The sequence below is a fragment of the Pseudomonas sp. FG36 genome (assembly GCF_057809275.1).
Map to the genome: position 1 here is coordinate 1 of NZ_JBMDJQ010000022.1, position 23,103 is coordinate 23,103.

General features: G+C 66.1%; 23 protein-coding genes and 1 pseudogene. 17 read left to right on the forward strand and 7 right to left on the reverse strand.

The annotated features are described in order from the left end of the window. Positions 1-130: 130 nt before the first annotated feature. Together ACODS9_RS17270 and aptA are read right to left on the reverse strand one after the other, a co-directional pair. Positions 131-1,624 carry a CoA-acylating methylmalonate-semialdehyde dehydrogenase gene (locus tag ACODS9_RS17270; RefSeq protein WP_401112033.1) on the reverse strand — a complete coding sequence of 498 codons (1,494 nt, stop codon included), beginning with the start codon at positions 1,622-1,624 and terminating at the stop codon, positions 131-133. Positions 1,625-1,695: 71 nt separating this feature from the next. Then, entirely contained in the window at positions 1,696-3,042 is a 1,347-nt protein-coding gene (aptA, locus tag ACODS9_RS17275) for an omega-aminotransferase AptA (RefSeq protein ID WP_046854153.1), read from the reverse strand. Between the two features lie 119 nt (positions 3,043-3,161). Here aptA and ACODS9_RS17280 point away from each other — a divergent pair, with 119 nt between their 5' ends. The 5 genes from ACODS9_RS17280 to ACODS9_RS17300 all read left to right on the forward strand — a co-directional run bounded on the left by ACODS9_RS17280 (position 3,162) and on the right by ACODS9_RS17300 (position 7,593). After that, entirely contained in the window at positions 3,162-4,079 is a 918-nt protein-coding gene (locus ACODS9_RS17280; RefSeq protein WP_046854152.1) for a LysR family transcriptional regulator, read from the forward strand. Positions 4,080-4,164: 85 nt separating this feature from the next. Next, positions 4,165-4,827 carry a TetR/AcrR family transcriptional regulator gene (locus ACODS9_RS17285; protein WP_046854151.1) on the forward strand — a complete coding sequence of 221 codons (663 nt, stop codon included), beginning with the start codon at positions 4,165-4,167 and terminating at the stop codon, positions 4,825-4,827. A 9-nt stretch (positions 4,828-4,836) separates the two neighbouring features. Beyond that, on the forward strand, positions 4,837-5,421 hold the full coding sequence (locus ACODS9_RS17290; protein WP_046854150.1) for an IMPACT family protein: 585 nt from the start codon (positions 4,837-4,839) through the stop codon (positions 5,419-5,421). 447 nt (positions 5,422-5,868) lie between these two features. Continuing rightward, complete coding sequence (locus ACODS9_RS17295; protein ID WP_401112027.1) at positions 5,869-6,555, forward strand: SDR family oxidoreductase; 687 nt, start codon at positions 5,869-5,871, stop codon at positions 6,553-6,555. Between the two features lie 87 nt (positions 6,556-6,642). Further along, complete coding sequence (locus ACODS9_RS17300; protein WP_401112025.1) at positions 6,643-7,593, forward strand: adenosine deaminase; 951 nt, start codon at positions 6,643-6,645, stop codon at positions 7,591-7,593. On the opposite strand, the gene ACODS9_RS17305 is transcribed toward ACODS9_RS17300, so the two are convergent. Next, positions 7,590-8,300, reverse strand: coding sequence for a transcriptional regulator (locus ACODS9_RS17305; protein WP_401112023.1), 711 nt, complete (start codon positions 8,298-8,300; stop codon positions 7,590-7,592). The two genes, ACODS9_RS17300 and ACODS9_RS17305, sit on opposite strands and share 4 nt — an antisense overlap. Positions 8,301-8,616: 316 nt before the next feature. Here ACODS9_RS17305 and ACODS9_RS17310 point away from each other — a divergent pair, with 316 nt between their 5' ends. After that, positions 8,617-8,991 carry a hypothetical protein gene (locus tag ACODS9_RS17310; RefSeq protein ID WP_401112020.1) on the forward strand — a complete coding sequence of 125 codons (375 nt, stop codon included), beginning with the start codon at positions 8,617-8,619 and terminating at the stop codon, positions 8,989-8,991. Here ACODS9_RS17310 and ACODS9_RS17315 read toward each other — a convergent pair. Both ACODS9_RS17315 and ACODS9_RS17320 read right to left on the reverse strand, forming a co-directional pair. Then, the gene (locus ACODS9_RS17315) at positions 8,942-10,123 is read right to left on the reverse strand and encodes a multidrug effflux MFS transporter (RefSeq protein WP_046854146.1); all 1,182 of its coding nucleotides are present in this window, start codon (positions 10,121-10,123) and stop codon (positions 8,942-8,944) included. The two genes, ACODS9_RS17310 and ACODS9_RS17315, sit on opposite strands and share 50 nt — an antisense overlap. 158 nt (positions 10,124-10,281) lie before the next feature. Beyond that, positions 10,282-10,479, reverse strand: a complete 198-nt coding sequence (locus ACODS9_RS17320; protein ID WP_023632213.1) for a heavy-metal-associated domain-containing protein — start codon at positions 10,477-10,479, stop codon at positions 10,282-10,284. 146 nt (positions 10,480-10,625) lie between these two features. On the opposite strand from ACODS9_RS17320, the gene ACODS9_RS17325 reads away from it, so the two are divergent. From ACODS9_RS17325 to ACODS9_RS17345, 5 genes and pseudogenes are all read left to right on the forward strand, one after another. Further along, a complete protein-coding gene (locus tag ACODS9_RS17325; protein ID WP_104444888.1) occupies positions 10,626-11,012 on the forward strand; it encodes a hypothetical protein in 387 nt (128 codons plus the stop codon). Between the two features lie 54 nt (positions 11,013-11,066). Then, positions 11,067-13,466, forward strand: a complete 2,400-nt coding sequence (locus ACODS9_RS17330) for a heavy metal translocating P-type ATPase (protein ID WP_489094359.1) — start codon at positions 11,067-11,069, stop codon at positions 13,464-13,466. After that, entirely contained in the window at positions 13,463-13,867 is a 405-nt protein-coding gene (gene cueR, locus ACODS9_RS17335; protein ID WP_023631307.1) for a Cu(I)-responsive transcriptional regulator, read from the forward strand. Before ACODS9_RS17330 ends, cueR begins: the two co-directional genes overlap by 4 nt. A gap of 353 nt (positions 13,868-14,220) precedes the next feature. Then, positions 14,221-15,153: pseudogene (locus ACODS9_RS17340) on the forward strand (HAMP domain-containing protein); the annotation flags it as partial. A 129-nt stretch (positions 15,154-15,282) separates the two neighbouring features. Then, entirely contained in the window at positions 15,283-16,011 is a 729-nt protein-coding gene (locus tag ACODS9_RS17345; protein ID WP_371918152.1) for a methyl-accepting chemotaxis protein, read from the forward strand. A 66-nt stretch (positions 16,012-16,077) separates the two neighbouring features. On the opposite strand, the gene ACODS9_RS17350 is transcribed toward ACODS9_RS17345, so the two are convergent. Together ACODS9_RS17350 and ACODS9_RS17355 are read right to left on the reverse strand one after the other, a co-directional pair. Further along, positions 16,078-16,854, reverse strand: a complete 777-nt coding sequence (locus ACODS9_RS17350) for an AraC family transcriptional regulator (RefSeq protein WP_489094360.1) — start codon at positions 16,852-16,854, stop codon at positions 16,078-16,080. Positions 16,855-16,913: 59 nt separating this feature from the next. After that, positions 16,914-18,191, reverse strand: a complete 1,278-nt coding sequence (locus ACODS9_RS17355; RefSeq protein WP_046854143.1) for an acetyl-CoA C-acetyltransferase — start codon at positions 18,189-18,191, stop codon at positions 16,914-16,916. A gap of 272 nt (positions 18,192-18,463) precedes the next feature. Between ACODS9_RS17355 and ACODS9_RS17360 the strand changes: the two genes are divergently transcribed. From ACODS9_RS17360 to ACODS9_RS17385, 6 genes are read left to right on the forward strand one after another with little or no spacing between them, the layout of a single operon-like run. Then, positions 18,464-19,816, forward strand: a complete 1,353-nt coding sequence (locus ACODS9_RS17360) for a 3-oxoacyl-ACP reductase (RefSeq protein WP_401112011.1) — start codon at positions 18,464-18,466, stop codon at positions 19,814-19,816. A 2-nt stretch (positions 19,817-19,818) separates the two neighbouring features. Continuing rightward, positions 19,819-20,670 (forward strand): MaoC family dehydratase, encoded by an 852-nt coding sequence (locus tag ACODS9_RS17365; RefSeq protein ID WP_489094361.1) that lies wholly within the window; start codon positions 19,819-19,821, stop codon positions 20,668-20,670. A gap of 56 nt (positions 20,671-20,726) precedes the next feature. Further along, positions 20,727-21,032 (forward strand): MazG-like family protein, encoded by a 306-nt coding sequence (locus tag ACODS9_RS17370; RefSeq protein ID WP_046857688.1) that lies wholly within the window; start codon positions 20,727-20,729, stop codon positions 21,030-21,032. Next, positions 21,029-21,778: a methyltransferase gene (locus ACODS9_RS17375; protein WP_046854140.1), complete on the forward strand. Its 750-nt coding sequence runs from the start codon at positions 21,029-21,031 to the stop codon at positions 21,776-21,778. Before ACODS9_RS17370 ends, ACODS9_RS17375 begins: the two co-directional genes overlap by 4 nt. A gap of 20 nt (positions 21,779-21,798) precedes the next feature. Beyond that, a complete protein-coding gene (locus ACODS9_RS17380; protein ID WP_038706830.1) occupies positions 21,799-22,431 on the forward strand; it encodes a DUF4136 domain-containing protein in 633 nt (210 codons plus the stop codon). A 19-nt stretch (positions 22,432-22,450) separates the two neighbouring features. Continuing rightward, positions 22,451-23,011, forward strand: coding sequence for a DUF4136 domain-containing protein (locus ACODS9_RS17385; protein WP_489094362.1), 561 nt, complete (start codon positions 22,451-22,453; stop codon positions 23,009-23,011). Positions 23,012-23,103: the final 92 nt, after the last annotated feature.

Genomic DNA, 23,103 nt, shown 5'->3' on the forward strand with positions numbered 1-23,103 from the left:
GATGTCGCTGGAAGTGGGGCGCATTATAAGGGGATCTGAAACCCCGTCAACCTTTATTTCAGTTATATAAAGCAAAACCTCAAAACAAAGCGGGGCGGCCTCTCGGCCGCCCCGCTTTCATCCCTGCGCCTTACAAGCTAGGGAAGGCAAACTGCGACGCCTCATGGCTGGCACGCTGCGGCCAACGCTGGGTGATTGCCTTGCGACGGGTATAGAACCGCACACCGTCCGGCCCATAGGCATGCAGGTCACCAAACAGCGAACGCTTCCAGCCACCGAAGCTGTGATACGCCACTGGCACCGGCAGCGGCACGTTGACGCCGACCATGCCCACTTCGATCTCATCGCAGAACAGCCGCGCCGCCTCACCGTCACGGGTGAAGATGCAGGTACCGTTGCCGTACTCATGCTCGTTGATCAAGTGCATGGCCTGCTCCAGGCTGTTCACCCGCACCACGCAAAGCACCGGCCCGAAGATCTCTTCCTTATAGATGCGCATTTCGGGGGTGACCTTGTCGAACAAGGTGCCACCGACGAAGTAGCCATCTTCGTTACCGGCCACGCGCAAGCCACGACCATCGACCACCAGCCTGGCGCCAGCGGCAACGCCGTCATCAATGTAACCCACTACCTTGTCACGAGCGGCCGCAGTCACCAGCGGGCCCATGTCCAGGCCGCAAGACGTACCGGCCCCGATCTTCAGCGCCTTGATCTGCGGTTCCAGCTTGGCGATCAGCGCATCGGCCACCTGATCGCCGACGCACACCGCCACCGAAATGGCCATGCAGCGCTCGCCGCAAGAACCATAGGCAGCGCCCATCAGCGCGCTGACCGCGTTGTCCAGATCGGCGTCGGGCATCAGCACCGCGTGGTTCTTCGCGCCACCCAGGGCCTGGACGCGCTTGCCGCGCTTGGTGCCTTCGGCATAGATGTATTCGGCGATCGGCGTCGAGCCGACAAAGCTCAGGGCCTTGACCTCTGGCGCCTCGATCAGCGCGTCGACCGCTTCCTTGTCGCCGTGCACGACGTTGAGGATGCCCTTCGGCAGGCCGGCTTCCAGCAGCAGCTGGGCGATGTACAGCGTCGAGCTCGGGTCACGCTCGGACGGCTTGAGAATGAATGCGTTGCCGCAGGCGATGGCCAGCGGGTACATCCACAGCGGCACCATGGCCGGGAAGTTGAACGGGGTGATACCGGCGACGATGCCCAGCGGCTGGAAATCGGACCAGGCGTCGATGTTCGGGCCGACGTTGCGGCTGTACTCGCCCTTGAGCAGCTCCGGGGCGGCGCAGGCGAACTCGACGTTCTCGATGCCACGCTTGAGCTCGCCCGCAGCGTCCTCCACGGTCTTGCCGTGTTCCTCGCTGATCATCTGCGAGATTTTCGCTTCGTTCTGCTCAAGCAGTTGCTTGAAGCGGAACATCACCTGGGCGCGCTTGGCCGGCGGGGTATTGCGCCAGGCCGGGAAGGCGGCCTTGGCCGAATCGATGGCCTGCTGGATGGTGGCGCGGCTGGCCAGCTCGACCTTGCGCACGGCCTGGCCGGTCGACGGGTTGAAGACATCGGCGGTGCGCTCGCCCTTGCTGACCAGTTCGCCGTGGATCAGGTGCTGAACAATGCTCATGCATAACTCCAGATAAAGAAGGTAGAGACAGGCGCGTGGTACTCACGCGCCCGACGTCAGAATCGGAAAAATCAGTCGACCTTGTTCAGGGCTTCGCCCACGGCGTCGAACAGACGGTCCAGCTCTTGTGGCTGGGTGTTGAAGGTTGGCCCGAACTGCAGGGTGTCGCCACCGAAGCGTACATAGAAGCCGGCTTGCCACAGCTTCATGGCCGCCTCGTACGGACGAACGATGGCATCGCCATCGCGCGCGGCGATCTGGATCGCGCCGGCCAGGCCATAGTTGCGGATGTCGACGACGTTCTTGGTGCCCTTGACGCCGTGCAGCAGCTTCTCGAAGTGCGGCGCCAGCTCGGCGGCGGACTGCACCAGGTTTTCCTTCTGCAACAGGTCCAGCGCGGCGATGCCGGCGGCGCAGGCGACCGGGTGCGCCGAGTAGGTGTAGCCGTGGGGGAATTCCACCGCGTACTCAGGGGTCGGCTGGTTCATGAAGGTCTGGTAGATCTCGCCGGTGGCGATCACCGCGCCCATCGGAATGGCGCCGTTGGTGACCTGCTTGGCGATGCACATCAGGTCCGGGGTCACGCCGAAGGCTTCGGCACCGGTCATGGCGCCCATGCGACCGAAGCCGGTGATCACTTCATCGAAGATCAGCAGGATGTTGTGCTGGCTGCAGATCTCGCGCAGGCGCTTGAGGTAGCCCTTAGGCGGCGGCAGCACACCGGCGGAACCGGCCAGCGGCTCGACAATGACCGCGGCGATGTTCGAGGCGTCATGCAGCTCGATCAGCTTGAGCATCTCGTCGGCCAGGGCGATACCGCCCTCTTCCGGCATGCCCTTGCTGAACACGTTGGCCGGCAGCACGGTGTGGGGCAGATGGTCGACGTCCAGCAACTGACCGAACAGCTTGCGGTTGCCGTTGACGCCACCCAGGCTGGTGCCGGCGATGTTCACCCCGTGATAGCCACGGGCACGGCCGATGATCTTGGTCTTGGTGGCCTGGCCTTTCAGGCGCCAGTAGGCACGCACCATTTTCAGCGCGGTGTCGGCGCACTCGGAGCCGGAGTTGGTGAAGAACACGTGGTTCAGGTCGCCCGGCACCAGGTTGGCGATCTTTTCGGCCAGCTGGAACGACAGCGGATGGCCGAACTGGAAGGCCGGCGAGTAGTCGAGGGTGGCGACCTGGCGAGCCACTGCCTCGCTGATCTCCTTGCGGGTATGCCCGGCGCCGCAGGTCCACAGGCCCGACAGGGCGTCGAACACCTTGCGGCCCTTGTCGTCGACCAGGTAGTTGCCTTCGGCCGCCACGATCAGCCGCGGGTCGCGCTGGAAGTTGCGGTTGGCGGTGTAGGGCATCCAGTGGGCATCCAGCTTGAGCTGGCTGGCCAGACCGGCTTGAGCGGATTCGGGCATGTTCATCGGGCGGTTCCTCGAAAGACGATTAGGCAACGATGGGTGTTGTTGCAGCTAAGTTGTCACGGCGATAAAGTTCGAAAAACCCAGCATTTCTAACCTTCAGTCAGCGGATAACTAAACTAATGAGCCGACGCCCCGATCCCCTCGCCCAAGTCAGCGATTTCGACATTCGCCTATTGAAGATCTACCGCAGCGTGGTCGAGTGCGGCGGCTTTTCGGCGGCGGAAAACGTCCTGGGCATCGGCCGCTCGGCCATCAGCCAGCAGATGAACGACCTCGAGCAACGCCTGGGCCTGCGCCTGTGCCAGCGCGGCCGGGCGGGGTTTTCGCTGACCGAGGAGGGGCGCGAGGTCTACCACTCGGCGCTGCAACTGCTCAGCGCCCTGGAGTCGTTCCGCACCGAGGTCAATGGCCTGCACCAGCACCTGCGCGGCGAGCTGAACATCGGCCTCACCGACAACCTGGTCACCCTGCCGCACATGCGCATCACCCACGCCCTGGCCGAACTCAAGGACCGCGGCCCCGATGTGCGTATCCAGATCCGCATGATCGCCCCCAGCCAGGTCGAGCAAGGTGTGCTCGACGGCAGCCTGCACGTGGGTGTGGTTCCGCAGACCAGCCCGCTGTCGGGGCTTGAATACCAGCCACTGTACAGCGAGCGCTCGCTGCTCTACTGCGCGGTCGGCCACCCGCTGTTCTACGCCGACGACCAGCAGATCGATGACGATCGCCTCAACGCCCAGGACGCGATCGCCCCGACCTTCCGCCTGCCCGCCGACATCCAGGCGCACTACCAGGCCCTGCACTGCACCGCCAGCGCCTCGGACCGCGAAGGCATGGCCTTCCTGATCCTGACGGGCCGCTACATCGGCTACCTGCCCGACCACTACGCCAGCTTCTGGGTGCAGCAAGGGCGCCTGCGCGCGCTGAAGCCTGCCCAGCGCTTCTATGACCTGGGCCTGAGCTGGGTGACGCGCAAGGGGCGGCGGCCGAACCTGGTGCTGGAAAGCTTCCTCGAGAGCCTGGCTGCGACACGCTGATGCCTGTCCCTGACGCTAATGCTTGTCACTTCGCCACAGGCAGGTAATCTGTCGGACATCCGTAACGACCCGCCCGGAATCGTCCATGACCCTAGAAGTCCCTGCGCATCGCTCCCCCACCTCGGGCAAGCCCGCCGGCCGCATCCGCCAGAAGAACGAACAGGCCATCATCCAGGCCGCCGAGGACGAGTTCGCCCGCCACGGCTACAAGGGCACGAGCATGAACACCATCGCGCTCAAGGCCGGGTTGCCCAAGGCCAACCTGCATTATTACTTCACCAACAAGCTGGGCCTGTACATCGCGGTGCTGAGCAACATCATCGAACTGTGGGACAGCACCTTCAACGCCCTGAGCGTGGAGGACGACCCGGCCGAGGCGCTCAGCCAGTACATCCGCACCAAGATGGAGTTCTCCCGGCGCAACCCGCAGGCCTCGCGGATCTTCGCCATGGAAGTGATCAGCGGTGGCGAGTGCCTGAGCGAGTACTTCAGCGCCGACTACCGGGAATGGTTCCGTGGCCGCGCCGCGGTGTTCCAGGCCTGGATGGACGCCGGCAAGATGGACCGGGTAGATCCGGTGCACCTGATCTTCCTGCTTTGGGGCAGCACCCAGCACTACGCCGACTTCGCCACCCAGATCTGCCAGGTCACCGGCCGCAGCCGCCTGACCAAACAGGATATGGAAGACGCCAGCAACAATCTTATCCACATCATTCTCAAAGGCTGCGGCATCAGCACGCCCGCCTGACCCGGACTTATGCCTTCTACCCTGCTCGAGCTCTGCGAATTGCGCGAAGAAATCCGCAAGAGCCGCTTCATCACCCTCGCCGGCCCGATCGGCAGCCCCGCCGAGGCCATGGCCTTCATCGAACGCCACAGCGACCTGGCGGCCACCCACAACTGCTGGGCCTGGAAGCTCGGCGCCCAGTACCGCAGCAGCGATGACGGCGAACCGGGCGGCACGGCCGGGCGACCGATCCTCGCCGCCATCGAAGCCCAGGACTGCGACCAGGTGGTGGTGTTGGTGATCCGCTGGTACGGCGGCATCCAGCTGGGCACCGGTGGCCTGGCCCGGGCCTACGGTGGCGGCGCCAACAAATGCCTGCAGCAGGCACCCAAGCGTGTGTTGGTGCAGCGCAGCGCGTTCAGTTGCAGTTGCACCTTCAGCGAATTGGCGCTGCTCAAGCTGCGCCTGGCTGAGGTGGACGGCGTGGTGCTGGACGAGCAGTTCACCGCCAACGGCGTCGACCTGCGCATCGCCCTGGGTGAAAGCCACCTCGACGTACTGCAGCAGCAACTCGCCGATCTGAGCCGCGGTCGCATCCTGTTGGAACGAGAGTGAGCGTTGCCCACAACTACTGTGGGCCTGCCTGTGGATAAGCTTGGGGCAAGCTGATACAGGCCTTGTGCGACAAGGCCTGCGAAGCATTGAGCATATTTTGATCACATTTGTATGACACCGACACAAGTGACTGAAAGACTGTGAGTTATCCCCAGCTTTCAATGTAATCCCACCCCCAAACCGCCATTTTCAGGCCCGCTGCGCTTGCACACAATTACTGTGGAGCGGCTTGTGGATAACCCGTGAACTACAGCGCCAGACCCAACTCCCACAGGCTTTCCAGGCAATCGATCGTTTTTTGATCAGTCTCCACAAGGCGAGCGCCAGGTACCTGGTTTATGCTCGTCACCCAGGCCTTTCCCGGTGGAGGGCAATCACCCCGTTGTCGCGCGACGAGCGAAACCATGCACAACAGCGCTCGCCCCGCCTTTGATATGGAGTATCGCAATGACCACAAACAAGAACGCCCTGATCATCGGCGCCTCCCGAGGCCTTGGCCTCGGGCTGGTGCAACGCCTGCAGGAAGACGGCTGGAATGTCGTCGCCACCGTGCGCGACCCGCAACAGCCAGGCGCTCTGCGCAAGGTTTCCGGTGTGCGTATCGAGCGCCTGGAGATGAACGACACCGCCCAGCTCGACGGGCTCAAGCAGCGCCTGCAAGGTGAAGTGTTCGACCTGGTGTTCGTCAACGCCGGCGTCATGGGCCCCCTGCCACAGGACCTGGAAAGCGTGCAGGTGCAGCAGATCGGCGAGCTGTTCATGACCAACGCCGTGGCGCCGATCCGCGTGGCCCGACGTCTGGCCAGCCAAGTGCGTGAAGGCAGCGGCGTGCTGGCCTTCATGAGCTCGATCCTGGGTAGCGTGACGATCCCCGACGGCGGCGAGATCTGCCTGTACAAGGCCAGCAAGGCCGCCCTCAACTCGATGATCAACAGCTTCGTGGTCGAGCTGCAGCGCCCCGACCTTGCCGTGCTGGCCATGCACCCGGGCTGGGTGAAGACCGACATGGGCGGCGAGAATGCCGAGATCGACGTGCTCACCAGCACCCGTGGCATGCTCGAGCAGATCAAGGCGCAGAGCGGCAACGGCGGCCTGCGCTTCATCAACTACAAAGGCGAGCCGCTCACCTGGTGATTCACGGCGTGACAGGCCTGGATGGGCGCATTGCCCGGCCAGGCCCTGTAGAATGGCGGCCAACCGTACCTGATCGAGATTGCACACATGTATGACTGGCTGAACGCCTTGCCCAAGGCGGAACTGCACATGCACCTGGAGGGCTCGCTGGAGCCCGAACTGCTGTTCGCCCTGGCCGAGCGCAACAAGGTCGCGCTGCCCTGGGCCGATGTCGAAACCCTGCGCGGCGCCTATGCCTTCAACAACCTGCAGGAATTCCTCGACCTCTATTACCAGGGCGCCGGCGTCCTGCGTACCGAGCAGGATTTCTACGACCTGACCTGGGCCTACCTGCAACGCTGCAAGGCGCAGAACGTTATCCACACAGAGCCGTTCTTCGACCCCCAGACCCACACCGACCGGGGCATCCCGTTCGAGGTGGTGCTCAGTGGCATCACCGGCGCACTCAAGGATGGCCGTGAACAGCTTGGCATCTCCAGTGGCTTGATCCTCAGCTTCCTGCGCCACCTGAGCGAGGACGAGGCGCAGCAGACCCTCGACCAGGCCCTGCCCTTCCGCGACGCATTCGTCGCCGTAGGCCTGGACAGTTCGGAAAAAGGCCATCCGCCCAGCAAGTTCCAGCGCGTCTTCGACCGCGCCCGCAGCGAAGGCTTCCTGACCGTCGCCCATGCCGGCGAGGAAGGCCCGCCCGAATACATCTGGGAGGCGCTCGACCTGCTGAAGATCCAGCGTATCGACCACGGCGTGCGCGCCATCGAAGACGAACGCCTGATGCAGCGCATCATTGACGAGCAGATCCCGTTGACCGTCTGCCCGTTGTCCAACACCAAGCTGTGCGTGTTCGACCACATGAGCCAGCACAACATCCTCGACATGCTCGAGCGTGGTGTGAAGGTCACGGTCAACTCCGATGACCCGGCCTACTTCGGCGGCTACGTCACCGAAAACTTCCATGCCCTGCACGAGCATCTGGGCATGACCCAGGACCAGGCACGCCGCCTGGCGCAGAACAGCCTGGACGCACGCTTGGTGCGCTAACCGGCCTGGCGCGAGGGCAGGCAGGCGATCGCGTTGATCTGCTGCTGGCCGAGCGGTGTAAGGTGTACCGCCCGGCTGCCCTCCTGCTCACGCACCCAGCCCGACTGGGTGAACAACCTTAGCAACGCCTTGCCCAGGTAACCGCCCAGGTGCGGGCCCTGATCGTCCCACTTGCTGCAGTGGCAGATCACGCAGCCACGCCGGTCGGCGGCGGCCAGTGCGTCGATGAATACCCCCAGCGCCTCCAGTTGCCCCTTGCCCTCCTGGCTCACGGCCAGTTGCTGTTCGCTGCCCTCCAACCAACCGGCTGCATGCAGCCGATGCAGAAGCGCGGCAGCCACCTCGCCGCCCAGATGGTCGCCGCACAGGCGCGCCTTGCGCATCGACAGGGGGATTTGCAGCGAGGTGCCCGGCCCCCCGGCTGAGCGGCTGGCCAACCGGACGCTGGCCAGGGCCTCCACTGCGGTGCCGACCTCCGGCGTTGCCAGGCGGAAGAAGCGTTTGCGCCCACGCGCCTCGTGCCTGAGCAAGCCGGCACTGGACAGCAGCGACAGGTGCGCGCAGGCCGAGGAAGTGCTCAGGCCGGTGATCACGGCAAGCTCGTCCGCCGCACGCGGGGTGCCATCGATCAACGCCCACAACATGGCGCTGCGCTTGGGTTCGGCCATCAGGCTGGCAACCTGACTGATGCTGCGGACTACGGTCATGAAACTGAAGCTCCCTGATGTGAACCGTCTGGCGGCGATAAGCGCAGACGCCCTGCCGCCTGTGCGGGCAAGCACGGGATTGTTCGTGTGCCGGATGGTCAGCGCCAGGCCAGGAAGGATCTCACGCTGGCATTGGGCGCCTGCGGCAGTATAAGCCGCTGGAGGGGGCTCGCCTTGAGGGCGGCAGGCCCGGAATGGGTCGTCGCTGGTCCCCCCGAGCACCGTTCTGGAAGATGCGTCTGTCAGTGCACTACGCCGCAGACAGGGCTCATGCCCCCGTTCTACTGTGGCTGCGCCAGCAACGTGGCTGGTGGCAATGATCAAGACGCTGGAAAAATCCGATAGGCGCGGTGAAAACTTCTGGCCTGCAAAACAGAAGGTCTCCCTACTTCAGGCCGCCATGACCGTCAGTCAGGGGACTGATCCTGGTCATGGCGAGCACCGGGGGCGGCGCTACACTAGATCCGCTCCCGCTCACTGGAGGTGGATCGCGATGAAGATTGTCGTCAGTGCGTCGAACCGAAATCCCGCTTGCCCCTGGCAAGTCCAGCTCGATCAGCATGTGGTGAGTTTCCGCAACGAGGCCGAGGCGCGGTCATTCGTCGCCCTGCTCGAGGCGCGCCTGAACGCGCCCCACCCGCTCACGCAGGCCGGTTGGCCTGCAGCCGGCGGGTCAGCATTGCGACACTGACCACCAGCGCGCCGCACAGGCTGATCACCAGCGCCATGGGCACCGCGCTGCCATCGTGCAGCACCCCGACCAGCGCTGCCGCGCCCGCGGCGACGCTGAACTGCAGGCAGCCCATCAGCGCCGAGGCGCTGCCGGCCCGCGCGCCCTGCCCGCTCATGGCGCAGGCCGAGGCGTTGGGGATGATGCAGCCGAGGCTGGCGATGCATACGAACAACGGCACCAGCAATGGCCACAACTGCGCTGGGCGCAGCGCCGCGACCAGCAGCAGCGCCAGCGCCGCCACCAGGTACAGCCACACTGCCCGCGCCAGCAGGAACGCCGGGCCGCGCTTGGCCAGCAGGCGCGCATTGACCTGGGCCATCAGGATGAAGCCTGCTGCGTTGGTGCCGAACAACCAGCCATAGTGCTCGGCGGGCACCCCGTACAACTTGATGAACACGAACGGTGAACCGGCGATGTAGGCAAACATCCCGGCAATGGCGATGCCGCCGGTCAACGCATGGCCGACAAACACCCGGTCACCGAACAGCCGCAGGTACTGGCGCAGCGCGCCCGACAAGGGCTGGCGCGGCACATGGGCCGGCAGGCTCTCCGGCAGCCCCAGGCCGACGGCCACCAGGCAGGCCGCGCTGAACAGGCTCAGGGCGAGGAAGATCGACTGCCAACCGGACACATTGACCAGCACGCCACCGAGCATCGGCGCGAGGATCGGTGCCAGGCCCATCACCAGCATCAATTGCGAGAACACCTTGGCCGAGGCCACCGCGTCACACTTGTCACTGACGATTGCCCGCGACAGCACCATGCCGGCGCAACCGCCCAGGGCCTGGACGAAGCGCGCCACGATCAGGCTGTCGAGGTTTGGGGCATAGGCGCAGGCCAGGGAGGCCACGGTAAAAAGGCCGACCCCGAACAACAGCGGGATGCGCCGGCCGAATCGGTCGGCCACTGGCCCATAGGCAAGCTGGCCCAGGGACAGGCCGAGGAAGTAGGCGGCCAGGGTCGCCTGCACATGCTTTTCGTCGGTGGCGAAGGCATGGGCCATGGCCGGGAAGGCGGGCAGATAGAAGTCGATCGCCAAAGGCCCGAACGCACTGAGGGCGCCGAGAATCAGCAAGGTTCGCAGGTTCATGGAGAATCCATAGCAGGCTAAGCAAGTCGGTTAGTCTACCTGCACTGGATCATTGGGCGTTGAAAACCTTTGTAATAATTGGCCTGTAGTTCTGTAGACGCGGGCTTGCCCGGGCAGCCCGCTTCTACAGAAATGCTTTAGCTGGACAATCCAGCCGTTCAGGCCACCTCGGCCTGATACCCCTCTTCACGAATCGCCGCCAGGATCTGATCCGCCGCCAGCGCACTGTCCACACGCACCTGCTTCGCCGCCAGGTCCACTTCCACCCGCGCCGCGGCGTCCTGCTCCTGCACCGCACGGGTCACGCCTTTCACGCAATGGCCACAGGTCATGCCTTGTACATTGAACACTTGCATAGGGGTTGCCTCCTTGTGGGTTTTGTCTACTTTCAGCCTTGCCATCGGGGCAAGGTCAAGTTCCGCGTCAAACGGCCGGGCTGGAAATCCTTGCGCGGCTCGGCCAAGCTGCGCCTTTGACGATTTTGGCAAGCAGGAGATTCTTCATGATCAGGGCAGCAATGAGCCTAGTCGGACTGCTGGGCGCGCTGGCCGTGGTGCCACCGGCCAGCGCCGAAGGCAACTCGGACTACAGCGTGCTGATGATTTCCCGGGAACGCCTGGAAGTGGCCAGCAGTTGCGAGATCGGTATCTACCTCAACGATCAGTTGGCCGGCCGGCTGTTCCAGGAGCAATCGACCTCGTTCAACCTGCCACCGGGCCCTGTCGATGTACGCTTGCGCCTGCTCCCCGGGCAGATGCCCGGTTGCGCCCCGGGTATCGAGGACCAGCGCAGCACGCGCCTGACGTTGCAGGCAGGGCAGATCAGGAAGTACCGCATCGCCACAGGGCACAAGGGCCTGGAATTGAGGCAAGCCAACCTGGGCTATTGACCTTGCCCGCATGGCAAGGTTGATGCTGAAGGCCTATCCACGGAGGAGAGAGCCATGCCCGCATCCACCACCTTCGACCTGCCGATCAGCGGCATGACCTGCGCCAGTTGCGCAGGTCGGGTCGAACGCGCCCTGCGCAAGGTCACCGGCACCGAACATGTCAGCGTCAACCTAGCTACCGAGCAGGCCCGGGTCCAGGCGCCGGCCGACAGCCTGCCGGCATTGGTCGGCGCGGTGCGCGACGCCGGTTACAGCGTCCCCACCCGCACCCTCGAACTGCAGATCGGCGGCATGACCTGCGCCAGCTGCGCCGGCCGTGTCGAACGCGCCCTCGGCAAGCTGCCGGGGGTCGAGCAGGTCAGCGTCAACCTGGCCAGCGAACGCGCCCACCTCGAAGTTTTGCAGGCCGTCGATGACGGCGTGTTGATCGCCGCGGTGGAAAAGGCCGGCTACAGCGCCAGCCTGCCGCGCACCGCCGACGATGACCAGGCCCAAGCCCAACGCCGCCTGCGCAACGAACGCCTGGCGGTCGGCGCCGCCCTGCTGCTGGCCCTGCCATTGGTATTGCCGATGCTGGCGCAACCCTTCGGTGTGCACTGGATGCTGCCGGCCTGGGCGCAGTTCCTGCTCGCCACGCCGGTGCAGTTCATCCTCGGCGCACGCTTCTACGTCGCCGCCTGGAAGGCCGTGCGCGCCGGTGCCGGCAACATGGACCTGCTGGTTGCCCTGGGCACCAGCGCCGGCTACGGCCTGAGCCTGTACCAATGGGCCAACGCCCACGACGGCATGGAGCCGCACCTGTATTTCGAAGCTTCGGCGGTGGTCATCGCCCTGGTGCTGCTGGGCAAGTACCTGGAAAGCCGCGCCAAGCGCCAGACCGCCAGCGCCATCCGGGCGCTGGAGGCGCTGCGCCCGGAACGGGCGGTGCGAGTCATCGAAGGGCGCGAGGATGAGGTGGCGATCAGTCAGCTGCGCCTGGGCGACCTGGTATTGGTCAAACCCGGCGAGCGCTTCCCGGTCGATGGTGAAGTACTCGAAGGCAGCAGCCATGCCGATGAGGCGTTGATCAGCGGTGAAAGCCTGCCTGTGCCCAAGGCGCCTGGCGACTCGGTAACCGGTGGGGCCATCAACGGCGAAGGCCGGCTGCTGGTAAAAACCCTGGCCCTGGGCACCGAGACCGTGCTCGCGCGCATCATCCGCCTGGTCGAGGACGCCCAGGCGGCCAAGGCGCCCATCCAGAAGCTGGTCGACCGGGTCAGCCAGGTGTTCGTGCCAGCAGTACTGGTGCTGGCGCTGATCACCCTGGTCGGCTGGTGGCTGGCCGGCGCGCCACTGGAAACCGCCCTGATCAATGCCGTCGCCGTGCTGGTGATCGCCTGCCCATGCGCCCTCGGCCTGGCCACGCCCGCCGCGATCATGGCCGGCACCGGCGTCGCCGCCCGTCACGGCATCCTGATCAAGGACGCCGAAGCACTGGAGCGTGCCCATGCGGTGAACAGCGTGGTGTTCGACAAGACCGGCACCCTCACCTCGGGCAGCCCGCGCATCGTCCACAGCCGGGCCAGCAGCGGCGACAACGGCGAGTTGCTACGCCTGGCCGGCGCCCTGCAACGCGGCAGCGAGCACCCATTGGCCAAGGCGGTACTCGACGCCTGCGCCGAACAAGGCCTGCACGTGCCACAGGTTGCTGACAGCCAGTCCCTCACCGGTCGCGGCATCGCCGGCCAGGTGGATGGCCGTGAACTGGCCCTGGGCAACCGTCGCCTGCTCGACGAAAACGATCTGCCGCCGGGCGACCTGGCCGACAGTGCGCAGGCCTGGGAAGCCGAGGGCCGCACGCTGTCCTGGTTGATCGAATGCGGCCAGCACCCTCGCGTGCTCGGCCTGTTCGCCTTCGGCGACAGCCTCAAGCCCGGCGCCGGCGCGGCCATCGACGCGCTGCATGCGCGTGGCATCAGCAGCCACCTGCTGACGGGCGACAACCGTGGCAGCGCCAAGGTGGTGGCCGACGCCCTGGGCATCGATGACGTGCATGCCGAAGTGCTGCCGGCGGACAAGGCGGCTACAGTCGCCGCGCTCAAGCAGCAAGGCGTGGTGGCCATGGTGGGCGACGGCATCAACGACGCCCCGGCACTGGCCGCAGCCGATATCGGCATCGCCATGGGCGGCGGCACCGACGTGGCCATGCAGGCCGCCGGCATCACCCTGATGCGCGGAGATCCGCGCCTGGTGCCTGCGGCATTGGACATCAGCCGCAAGACCTATGCGAAGATCCGCCAGAACCTGTTCTGGGCCTTCATCTACAACCTGGTCGGCATCCCCCTGGCCGCCCTCGGCTACCTCAACCCGGTACTGGCCGGCGCCGCCATGGCCCTGTCCAGTGTCAGCGTGGTCAGCAACGCCCTGTGGCTGAAAACCTGGAAACCCACCGCCATCGACAAGGAGGCGCCATGAACATCGGCCAGGCCGCCCGCCGCAGCGGGCTCAGCGCCAAGATGATCCGCTACTACGAGTCCATCGGCCTGTTGCGCCCCGCCACGCGCAGCGAAAGCGGCTATCGCCTGTACCAGCAGGAAGACCTGCACAGCCTTGCGTTCATCAAGCGCTCGCGGGACCTGGGCTTCTCCCTGGACGAAGTCGCCAAGCTGCTGACCCTGTGGCAGGACCGCCAGCGCGCCAGCGCCGACGTGAAGGCCCTGGCCATGCAGCATATCGACGCGCTGAACCAGCGCATCGAAGAGTTGGTGAGCCTGCGCGACACCCTCGGCGAGCTGGTGGCCCACTGCCAGGGCGATGACCGCCCGGACTGCCCGATCCTCAAGGACCTGGCCAATGGCAGCGGCTGCTGTCACTGAGGGCATCGTCTGCGGGAGCGGCAGTATGCCGTTCCTGCGGACAGCTTTTGGTATGCCATATTAGCCAGCCTCGACCGATATCCCCTTGAATAGCCTTTTCACCCAATAAATACGGGAGTTCGCCTACATAAAACCCAGGCTTTGCCGATGCACTGTTACAGCCTCGTGCAACGACAAGAACAACTCTGGGAGCGTGGATGAACATCAAGCAGAAACTCACCTGGGCCTTCGCCATCATCGCCGGCCTGCCCATCGTCCTGGTCGCCACCCTGGTGGTGCTCAACCTGCGCGGCGAAGCCCGCGACGATTTCCTCGACAACAGCAGCCGGGAGATTCGCCAGGTCGGCAACGCCATGGACATCTTCTTCCAGGGCATCACCCAGAACGTCGACTACCTGGCCGCGCAACCCCTGGTGTCGGCCACGGCTGACAACGTCAAGAAGCACATCAGCGCCGATGCCGCCAGCATCGCTCCCGGCGAGCAGGACAAGGCGCTGTTCGACCTGTTCAGCCGCCTGGCCCAGAGCCACCCGGACTACGCCTATGTGTCTTACGGCCTGAAGGACGGCGGCTACGCGTTCTGGCCGGGCGATCCAAAAATGGCCAACTACGACCCACGCACCCGCCCCTGGTACCAGGCGGCCATGGCCAACCCCGGCAAGACCCTGCGCACCGCGCCCTACTACTGGGCCGGCGACGACGCCGTGCTGGTCAGCACCGTGCGCGCCGTGGCCAACACGCTGGGCAACCCGGGCGGCGTGGTCAACATCGATGTGTCGCTCAAGGGCCTGACCGAGATCGTCAAGCAGATCAAGCTGGGCGAGAGCGGCTACCTGATCCTCATGGAAAACAACGGCAACGTGATGGTCGACCCGCGCGACGCCAGCCACAACTTCAAGCAGCTCGCCAGCCTGGGTGACGGCTACGCCGAGCTGGCCAAGGCCGGCAAGGGCCTGGCCGAAGTGCAGTTGAACGGCGAGCGCTACATGGCCAACGTCTACCCCGACGAGAAACTCGGCTGGACCTTCATCGGCCTGATCCAGCAAGACGAAGTGATGCAGACCACCACCCGCCTTACCTGGCTGATCGGCGTCGTCGCGTTGATCCTGGCCGCCGTGTTCGCCGTGGTGGGCGCGACGTTCGCCAAGCTCATCGTGCGCCCGATCAACAGCGTCACCAGCGGCCTGGAGGACATCGCCCAGGGCGAAGGCGACCTGACCCGCAACCTGGAGATCCGCGGCCGCGACGAAACCGCCCAGCTGGCCAGCTGGTTCAACCAGTTCCTCGGCGCCATCCGCAGCCTGATCCAGCACATCGGCGGTGCGGCGAGCAAGATCCTCAGCACCTCCAACAGCTCGACCCGCGTCTCCGGCGACATGGCCGAAGCCGCCGGGCGCCAGCGCGAGGCGGTGGACATGGTTTCCACCGCCTTCCATGAGATGGTCGCCACCGCCAACGAAGTGGCCCGCTCCTGCAGCCAGGCCGCGCAATCGGCCGACAGCGGCCAGCAGCAGGCCCGCGAAGGGCAGCAGCAGATCGACGCGGCGGTACAGAGCGTTGATCGCCTGAGCCAGGAAATCGAGCAGTCGGCGCAGTCGATCCAGCAACTGGAACGCGACAGCAATGCCATCCAGTCGATCCTCGGCACCATCCGCTCGATTGCCGAGCAGACCAACCTGCTGGCGCTCAACGCCGCCATCGAGGCCGCCCGCGCCGGCGAGCAGGGCCGCGGTTTTGCCGTGGTCGCCGACGAAGTCCGCGCCCTGGCCAAGCGCACCGCCGACTCCACCGCCGAGATCGACGGCCTGCTGGGCAACCTGGCCAGCCGCACGGCCCAGGTGGCCGAACAGATGCACGCCAGCATCGAGGTGTCACAGCAGTCGGTCAGCCGTATCGGCCTGGCCCGCGACAGCTTCGGCCAGATCCGCGAATCGGTGGACGTCATCCGCGACATGAATACCCAGATCGCCACCGCCGCCGAGGAGCAGCACCAGGTGGCCGAAGACATCAACCGCCACATCAGCCAGATCCATGGCGATGCCCAACTGGTGGCGGAACTGGCCCAGGCGGCGCGCCAGGACTCCGAGAGCCTGGCCGGGCTGTCCAACGAGCTGGATGCGCTGGTGCGCAGGTTCAGGACCTGAGTCGCCGTCGGTGGGCACGTGCGCTCTTGAAGATGCGCGGTTGCCCACCGACCGGCCTTTTACTTGCTACAGGCGAAGCTCTCCCGGCGTCGCCCCGAACAACTGCTTGAACGCGGCGATGTAGGCCGAAGTCGAGTCATAACCGCAGCCCAGCGCCGCCTGGGTGACGCTCTCCCCCGCCTCCAGCAGCGCCAGCGACGTCAACAGGCGCATGCGCTGGCGCCAGTTGCGAAAGCTCAGCCCCGTCTCGCGCTGGAACAGGCGCATCAGGGTCTTTTCCGACACCCCCAGTTGCACGGCCCACTGCTGCAAGGTCTGCACCTGGTCGGGCGCGGCGATCAGCCCGTTGCACAACCCCAGCAAACCCGGATGGCGCGGCAACGGCAGCGAGAAGCCCACCTGCGGCAGGGTGCGCAGTTGGTCCAGCAACACCGCCACCAGCCGCGCCTCGGCACTGTCGCCTTCCGGATAGGCCACCGCGAAGGTGCAGAACTGCTTGATCAGTTCGCGCGCCAGCGGCGTGACCTCCAGCACCCGGCATTCGCTGGGCGACCATGGGCAGACATCGCTGCGCACATACAGGCTGCGCATCTCGGCCTGCATCGAGGTCACCACATCGTGCTCGGTGCCGGCCGGGATCCACACGCCCCATTGCGGCGGGGCGAAGTAGCTACCGTCGCTGGTGTACACGCCAAGCACCCCGCTGATGGCGTAGGAGAACTGCACCCAGTCGTGGCGGTGGCGGGTGGTCCAGGAGCCGGCGCCGAGGCTCTCGGCACGGGCGTAGAGCGGCCTGGGCAAGTGGTCCAGCGTGGGGATGGGGCGCGGGCCGATAGTCGACATGTTAGGGCCTGGTGTCTCGGGGCGGACAAGGGTATCAGCCATCGCAGTCAACGCCGAACCTATCGCTCGATGATCGCCGTCACCCCCTGCCCGCCCGCCGCGCAGATGGAGATCAGGCCGCGCCCCTTGCCCCGCTCGCTGAGCAGCTTGGCCATGTTCGCCAGAATCCGCCCGCCCGTCGCGGCGAACGGGTGCCCTGCGGCCAGCGAACTGCCCTTCACGTTCAGCCTGGTACGGTCAATCGCACCGAGCGGCGCATCGAGCCCCAGCCGCGTGCGGCAGTAGTCGGCATCTTCCCAGGCCTTGAGAGTGCACAGCACCTGGGCGGCAAAGGCTTCGTGGATTTCGTAGAAATCGAAGTCCTGCAAGGTCAGGCCGTTGCGTGCCAGCAGCCGCGGCACCGCGTACACCGGCGCCATCAGCAGGCCCTCCTGGCCATGGACGAAATCCACCGCCGCCGCCTCGCCGTCGACCAAGTAGGCCTGCACCTTGAGGCCATGCTCCTCGGCCCAGGCCTCGCTGCCGAGCAGCACCAGCGAGGCGCCATCGGTCAGCGGCGTGGAGTTGCCCGGGGTGAGCGTGCCGAGGCCGCTGCGCTCGAACACCGGCTTGAGCTTGGCCAGCTGTTCCAGGGTGAGGTCGGCGCGCAGGTTGTTGTCGCGGGTCAGGCCCAGGTAAGGCGTGAGCAGGTCGTCGTGCCATCCCTCGCGATAGGACGCCGCCAGGTGCTGATGGCTGAGCAGCGCCAGCGCATCCTGGTCGCCGCGCTCGATCTGCCAGGTCTGCGCCATGCGCTCGCAATGCTCGCCCATCGACAGCCCCGTGCGCGGCTCGCCGTTGCGCGGCAGCTCGGGCTTGAGCAGGCCAGGACGCAACTTGAGGAAAGGCTTGAGGCGCTCGCCAAGGCTCTTGCCACGGTTGGCCTGCAGCAGGATCTGGCGCAACCCTTCGCTCACCGCGATGGGGGCATCCGAGGTGGTGTCGACGCCGCCGGCGATGCCACTGTCGATCTGCCCCAGGGCGATCTTGTTGGCCACCAGCAACGCCGCCTCCAGCCCAGTGCCGCAGGCCTGCTGGATATCGTAGGCCGGCGTCTGCGGCGACAAGCGCGAGCCGAGCACGCACTCGCGGGTCAGGTTCATGTCACGCGAATGCTTGAGCACCGCCCCCGCCGCGACCTCGCCCAGGCGCAGCCCATGCAGGCGGTAGCGCTCCACCAGGCCTTCGAGGGCGGCGGTGAGCATCGCCTGGTTGCTGGCCTTGGCGTAGGCGCCATTGGAGCGGGCGAAGGGAATCCGGTTGCCCCCCAGGATCGCGACCCGGCGAATTGACTGCATGCCTGTTCCTCCTGAAACAATTTGAGCCTTAAGACTAGGGTTTGTACGAAAAGTCGCCGAGCGGCGATCAGGCAAGGCGAAAACAGGCGAGGAACGGCCGGGGTCGCGCCCGACTTGACGAGTGTCAATGAGCATTCCGAGCCTGTTTTCAACGCAGCATGATCGTCGCGCAGGCACTTTTCGTACAAAGCCTAGGTTCTTTTCGGCTATTCGAACGATCCTGCCACAAAGTTGGTCCACACTTGCATGCTTGCCTTCAGGGAGAACCGTACATGAGCGACCGCTATCTGGGCTTTGCCAACTCCACCCTTGGCCGCAAACTGGTCGATGCCCTCGGCCTGCCGCGCCCGGTGCCGCTGGAGCGCTGGCAGGCCGGGCGCCTGCGCCCCATCGAGGGCGCGCTGGTGCTCGGTGGCGGCCCACTGGCCAGCCAGGTCGCGGCAATCGCCCCACGCCTGACCGCCGATTGCTACGGCTTCGACGCCGAAGCGCTCGACGCCCCCGCCTGGGTCGCGGGCCTGGGGCCGAAAATCAAGGCCGTGGTGTTCGATGCCAGTCACTTGTCCGACAGCGATGCGCTCAAGCAGTTGCGCGAATTCTTCCAGCCCTTGCTGCGCAGCCTGGCCCCCAGCGCCCATGTGGTGATCCTGGGGCGCGCCCCGGAAAGCCTGGACGATGCGCAAGCCAGTGTCGCCCAACGCGCCCTGGAGGGTTTCAGCCGTTCGCTGGCCAAGGAGTTGCGCAACGGCGCCACGGCCAACCTCTTGTATGTCGGTGACGGCGCCGAAGACCAGCTCGAAGGCGCGCTGCGCTTCTTCCTCTCGCCCAAGAGCGCCTTCGTTTCCGGGCAGGTCCTGCGCCTGTCGGCATGCGCCGCCCAGGTCGAAGACTGGACCCGCCCGCTGGCCGGCCGTCACGCCCTGGTCACCGGTGCCGCGCGGGGTATCGGCGCGGCCATCGCCGAAACGCTGGCCCGCGATGGCGCCGAGGTGACCTTGCTCGACGTGCCCCAGGCGCAGCGCGACCTCGACGCCCTCGCCGCGCGCCTGGGCGGCCGTGCCCTGGCCCTGGACATCTGCGCTGCCGATGCCGCCGCGCAGTTACTCGAAGCCTTGCCGCAAGGCCTGGACATCGTGGTGCACAACGCCGGCATCACCCGCGACAAGACCCTTGCCAACATGACCCCGGAATACTGGGACGCGGTGCTGGCCGTCAACCTCAAGGCCCCGCAGGTGCTGACCCAGGCGCTGTTCGAAGGTGGCAAGCTGCAGCGCGACGCCCGTATCACCCTGCTCGCCTCGGTCAGCGGCATCGCCGGCAACCGCGGCCAGTCCAACTACGCGGCCAGCAAGGCCGGGCTGATCGGTTTCGCCCAGGCCTGGGCGCCGCGCCTGGCCGAACAGGGCGCCAGCATCAACGCGGTGGCGCCGGGCTTTATCGAGACGCACATGACCGCGGCCATGCCCATGGGCCTGCGCGAGGCCGGCCGGCGCCTGAGCTCACTCGGCCAGGGCGGCTTGCCGCAGGATGTCGCCGAGGCCATCGCCTGGCTCAGCCAGCCAGGTTCCGGCGCGGTCAACGGCCAGGCCCTGCGGGTCTGCGGCCAGGCCTTGATGGGAGCCTGACCATGACCCGACCCTGGCACGACCTGCACAGCCCCGACTCACGCCTGAACCTCTACCTGCGCGCCCTCGGCAGACGCAAGATCCGTGGCAGCCAGTTGCCGGAGCCGGGCCTGCGCTGCTACCTGCGGGTCGATGGCGCCAACCTGGCGGCCTATCGCCGGCTCTGCCACTTCGCCGATGACGGCCGCCTGCCGGGCACCTATCCGCACGTCATGGCCTTCAGCCTGCAATTGCAGTTGCTCACCGGCGACGACTTCCCCTTCCCCCTGCTCGGGCTGGTGCACCTGCACAACAGCCTGCAGGTGCTGCGCCCGCTGGGCGGCATCGATGGGCTGCGCTTCGCGGTGTACGCCGACAACCTGCAGCCCCACGAAAAGGGCGGCACCTTCGACCTGGTGACCGAGGCCGAAGACGGGCTCGGGCTGCTCTGGCGCGAGACCAGCCGCATGCTGGTGCGCGGCCTCAAGCTCGAGCAACAGGCCGCCAGCGCCACCGCGCAGGCACCCGCCGCATTGCCCGAGGCCACCCGCTGGTACGCCGACAGCGACATCGGCAGGCGCTATGCCAGGGTCTGCGGCGACTACAACCCGATCCACTTGAGCCGCCTCAGCGCACGGCTGTTCGGTTTCCCCAGGGCCATCGCCCACGGCATGTGGAGCAAGGCCATGGCGCTGGCGGCGCTGCAGGGGCACCTGCCGAAAGCCGGTTATGAATTCGCGGTGGATTTCCACAAGCCGGTGCGCTTGCCATCGGAGGTGGTGCTGAGCGCCAGCGAGGCGGGGCCGGCCGGCGAGCTGCGCCTGGATGGCCACGGCGGGCTGGTGCACATGCTCGGCAGCTGGCGCGCGCTCTGATCGGGCTTGCTTTGCAAGGAACCTCGCCGGAAGCTATGCGCCACGAGGAGATCCCGATGAACCTGCAAGAACTGACCGAACGCCTGCACCGCATCCGCGACACCAACGACTGGCGGGGTTTCCACAGCCCGAAGAACCTGGCCATGGCCGCCAGCGTCGAAATGGCCGAGCTGGTGGAGATCTTCCAGTGGCTGAGCGAAGACCAGTCGCGCCAGCTGCCCGCCGACCAGCTTGCCCACGCCGGCCAGGAAGTGGGCGATATCGTTCTATACCTGCTGCTGTTGTGCAGCGAGCTTGGCCTGGACATGAACGAGGTGGTGCGGGCCAAGCTCGCCGACAGCGAGAGGCGCTTCGCCAAATGAACGACCGTCATTTCGATGAGCTGGCCAGCCGCTTCGCCGAGAAGATCTATGGCGGCGCCAAGGGGGCGATCCGCCTGGCGGTGCTCCAGGCCGACCTGGCCGAAACCTTGCCCGACCGGCCCTTGCGGGTACTCGATATCGGCGCCGGCTTGGGCCACATGGCCCTGTGGCTGGCCCAGCGTGGCCACCAACTGACCCTCGCCGAGCCCGCCGCGCCGATGCTCGACGGTGCCCGTGCGCGCTTCGCCGAGGCAGGCCAGCAGGCCACGTTCATCCAGGCGCCCTGGCAGGACCTGCTTGGCCAGCTCACCGAGCCCTACGACCTGGTGCTGTGCCACGCGGTGCTCGAATGGCTGGCCGAACCCGAAAGCATCCTGCCGGTGCTGCATCAGCTGACCGCGCCGGGCGGCTGGCTGTCGCTGGCCTTCTACAACCGCGACGCGCTGGTCTACCGCAACCTGCTCAAGGGGCATTTCCGCAAGCTGCGGCACAACCGCCTGGCCGGCGAGAAGCAGAGCCTGACGCCACAGAAACCACTTGATCCACGCGAGCTCAAGGCGCAACTTGATCCCATGTGGCAGGTCGAAAGCGAAAGCGGCGTGCGGGTGTTCCACGACTACATGCCCAAGGAGTTCCAGGCCAAGGCCGAGCTGCTCGACCTGCTGGAGATGGAGCTGGCGCACCGGCGCCACCCCAGCTTCGCCGGCCTGGGTCGTTACCTGCACTGGATCTGCCGGCCCCACTGACCCGCCCGCCAGGAGGATACATGCCGTACCGTCTGCTCTGCCTGGCCCTGCTCCCCCTCGCCCTGGCCGCCTGCCAGGGCAGCAACCCCTATGTCGCCAGCGGCAAGCCGCTGCCACCGGCACCGCCGCAAGCCGCCGGTACCTTCGACGCCAGCGCCTACCCCACGCCACCGCGCGACTATGGCCGTTACCGCAGCTGGAGCTGGCGCAACAGCCAGCCCCCCGGCGGCCTGGCGAACGCCACGCCGGGCCAGCTGGCCGACGCGGTAAGCAGCGCTCTCGACCAGCACGGCCTGCGCCCGGCCCACAATGCTCCTGCCGACCTGCTGGTCAGCGCCGACGTGCGCCTGGAGCGGCGCCTGCGCCAGGTGCGCGACTACGACTACGATCCCTATTACGGCCCCTACCCCTATGGCAGCGTCGGCTACGGCGGCTACCGCAACGGCTATGGCGCCTATGGCAGCGTGCCCATCGTGCGCACCTACCAGGTCGAAGTGATGGTTGTGCGCATTGACCTGTTCGACGCCCGCAACGGCCAGCCAGTGTGGAGCGCCAGCGCCGAAAGCGGCAGCGACAAGGACTCGCCGCGTGAACGCGAAAGCGCCCTGCGCGAGTCGGTGAGCAAGGCGATGAGCGGCTATCCTCCCAGCTGACCCTTTACGGAGAACCATCATGTTGCGCCGTCTCGTACTTCTGTCCTTCGCCCTGCTGCTGGCGGCCTGTTCGAGTAACAACGTGCAGCAGGACTTCGATGCCAGCCGCGACTTCGCTGCCTACCGCAGTTGGGCCTGGCAGGAGCCGGCCCTGCAGTACCGCCCGGACGATCCACGGATCAAGAGCGACCTGACCGAGCAGCGCATCCGCCAGGCGGTCGCCGGCCAGCTCGACCAGCGTGGTCTGCGCCCGGTCCAGGGCAGTGCCCGGGCCGATGTGAAGGTGCGCGCCTACCTGATCGTCGAAGACCGCCAGCAGCAGATCACCACCAACTATGGCGGCGCCTGGGGCGGTTATTGGGGCGGCTACTGGGGCGGGCCGATGTACAACGAGACCCGCAGCGTCGACTACAAGGTGGCGACCATTCAGGTCGACCTGTTCGATGGGCGTGACGGCAAGCTGGTGTGGCGTGGCAGCGCCGAACAGATCATGAACAACTACCCACCCAGCCCGCAGGAGCGCAACGCGGCGATCCTGAAGACCGTGACCCAGGTGCTGAGCAACTATCCGCCACATTGAGCCCCTGATCTCGGGGCAAACCCGCTGCCCCGCCCCCGCGATGCGCCGCTGGGGCGGGGCACTTCGATCAAGGCAACTTGCCATCACCTTGA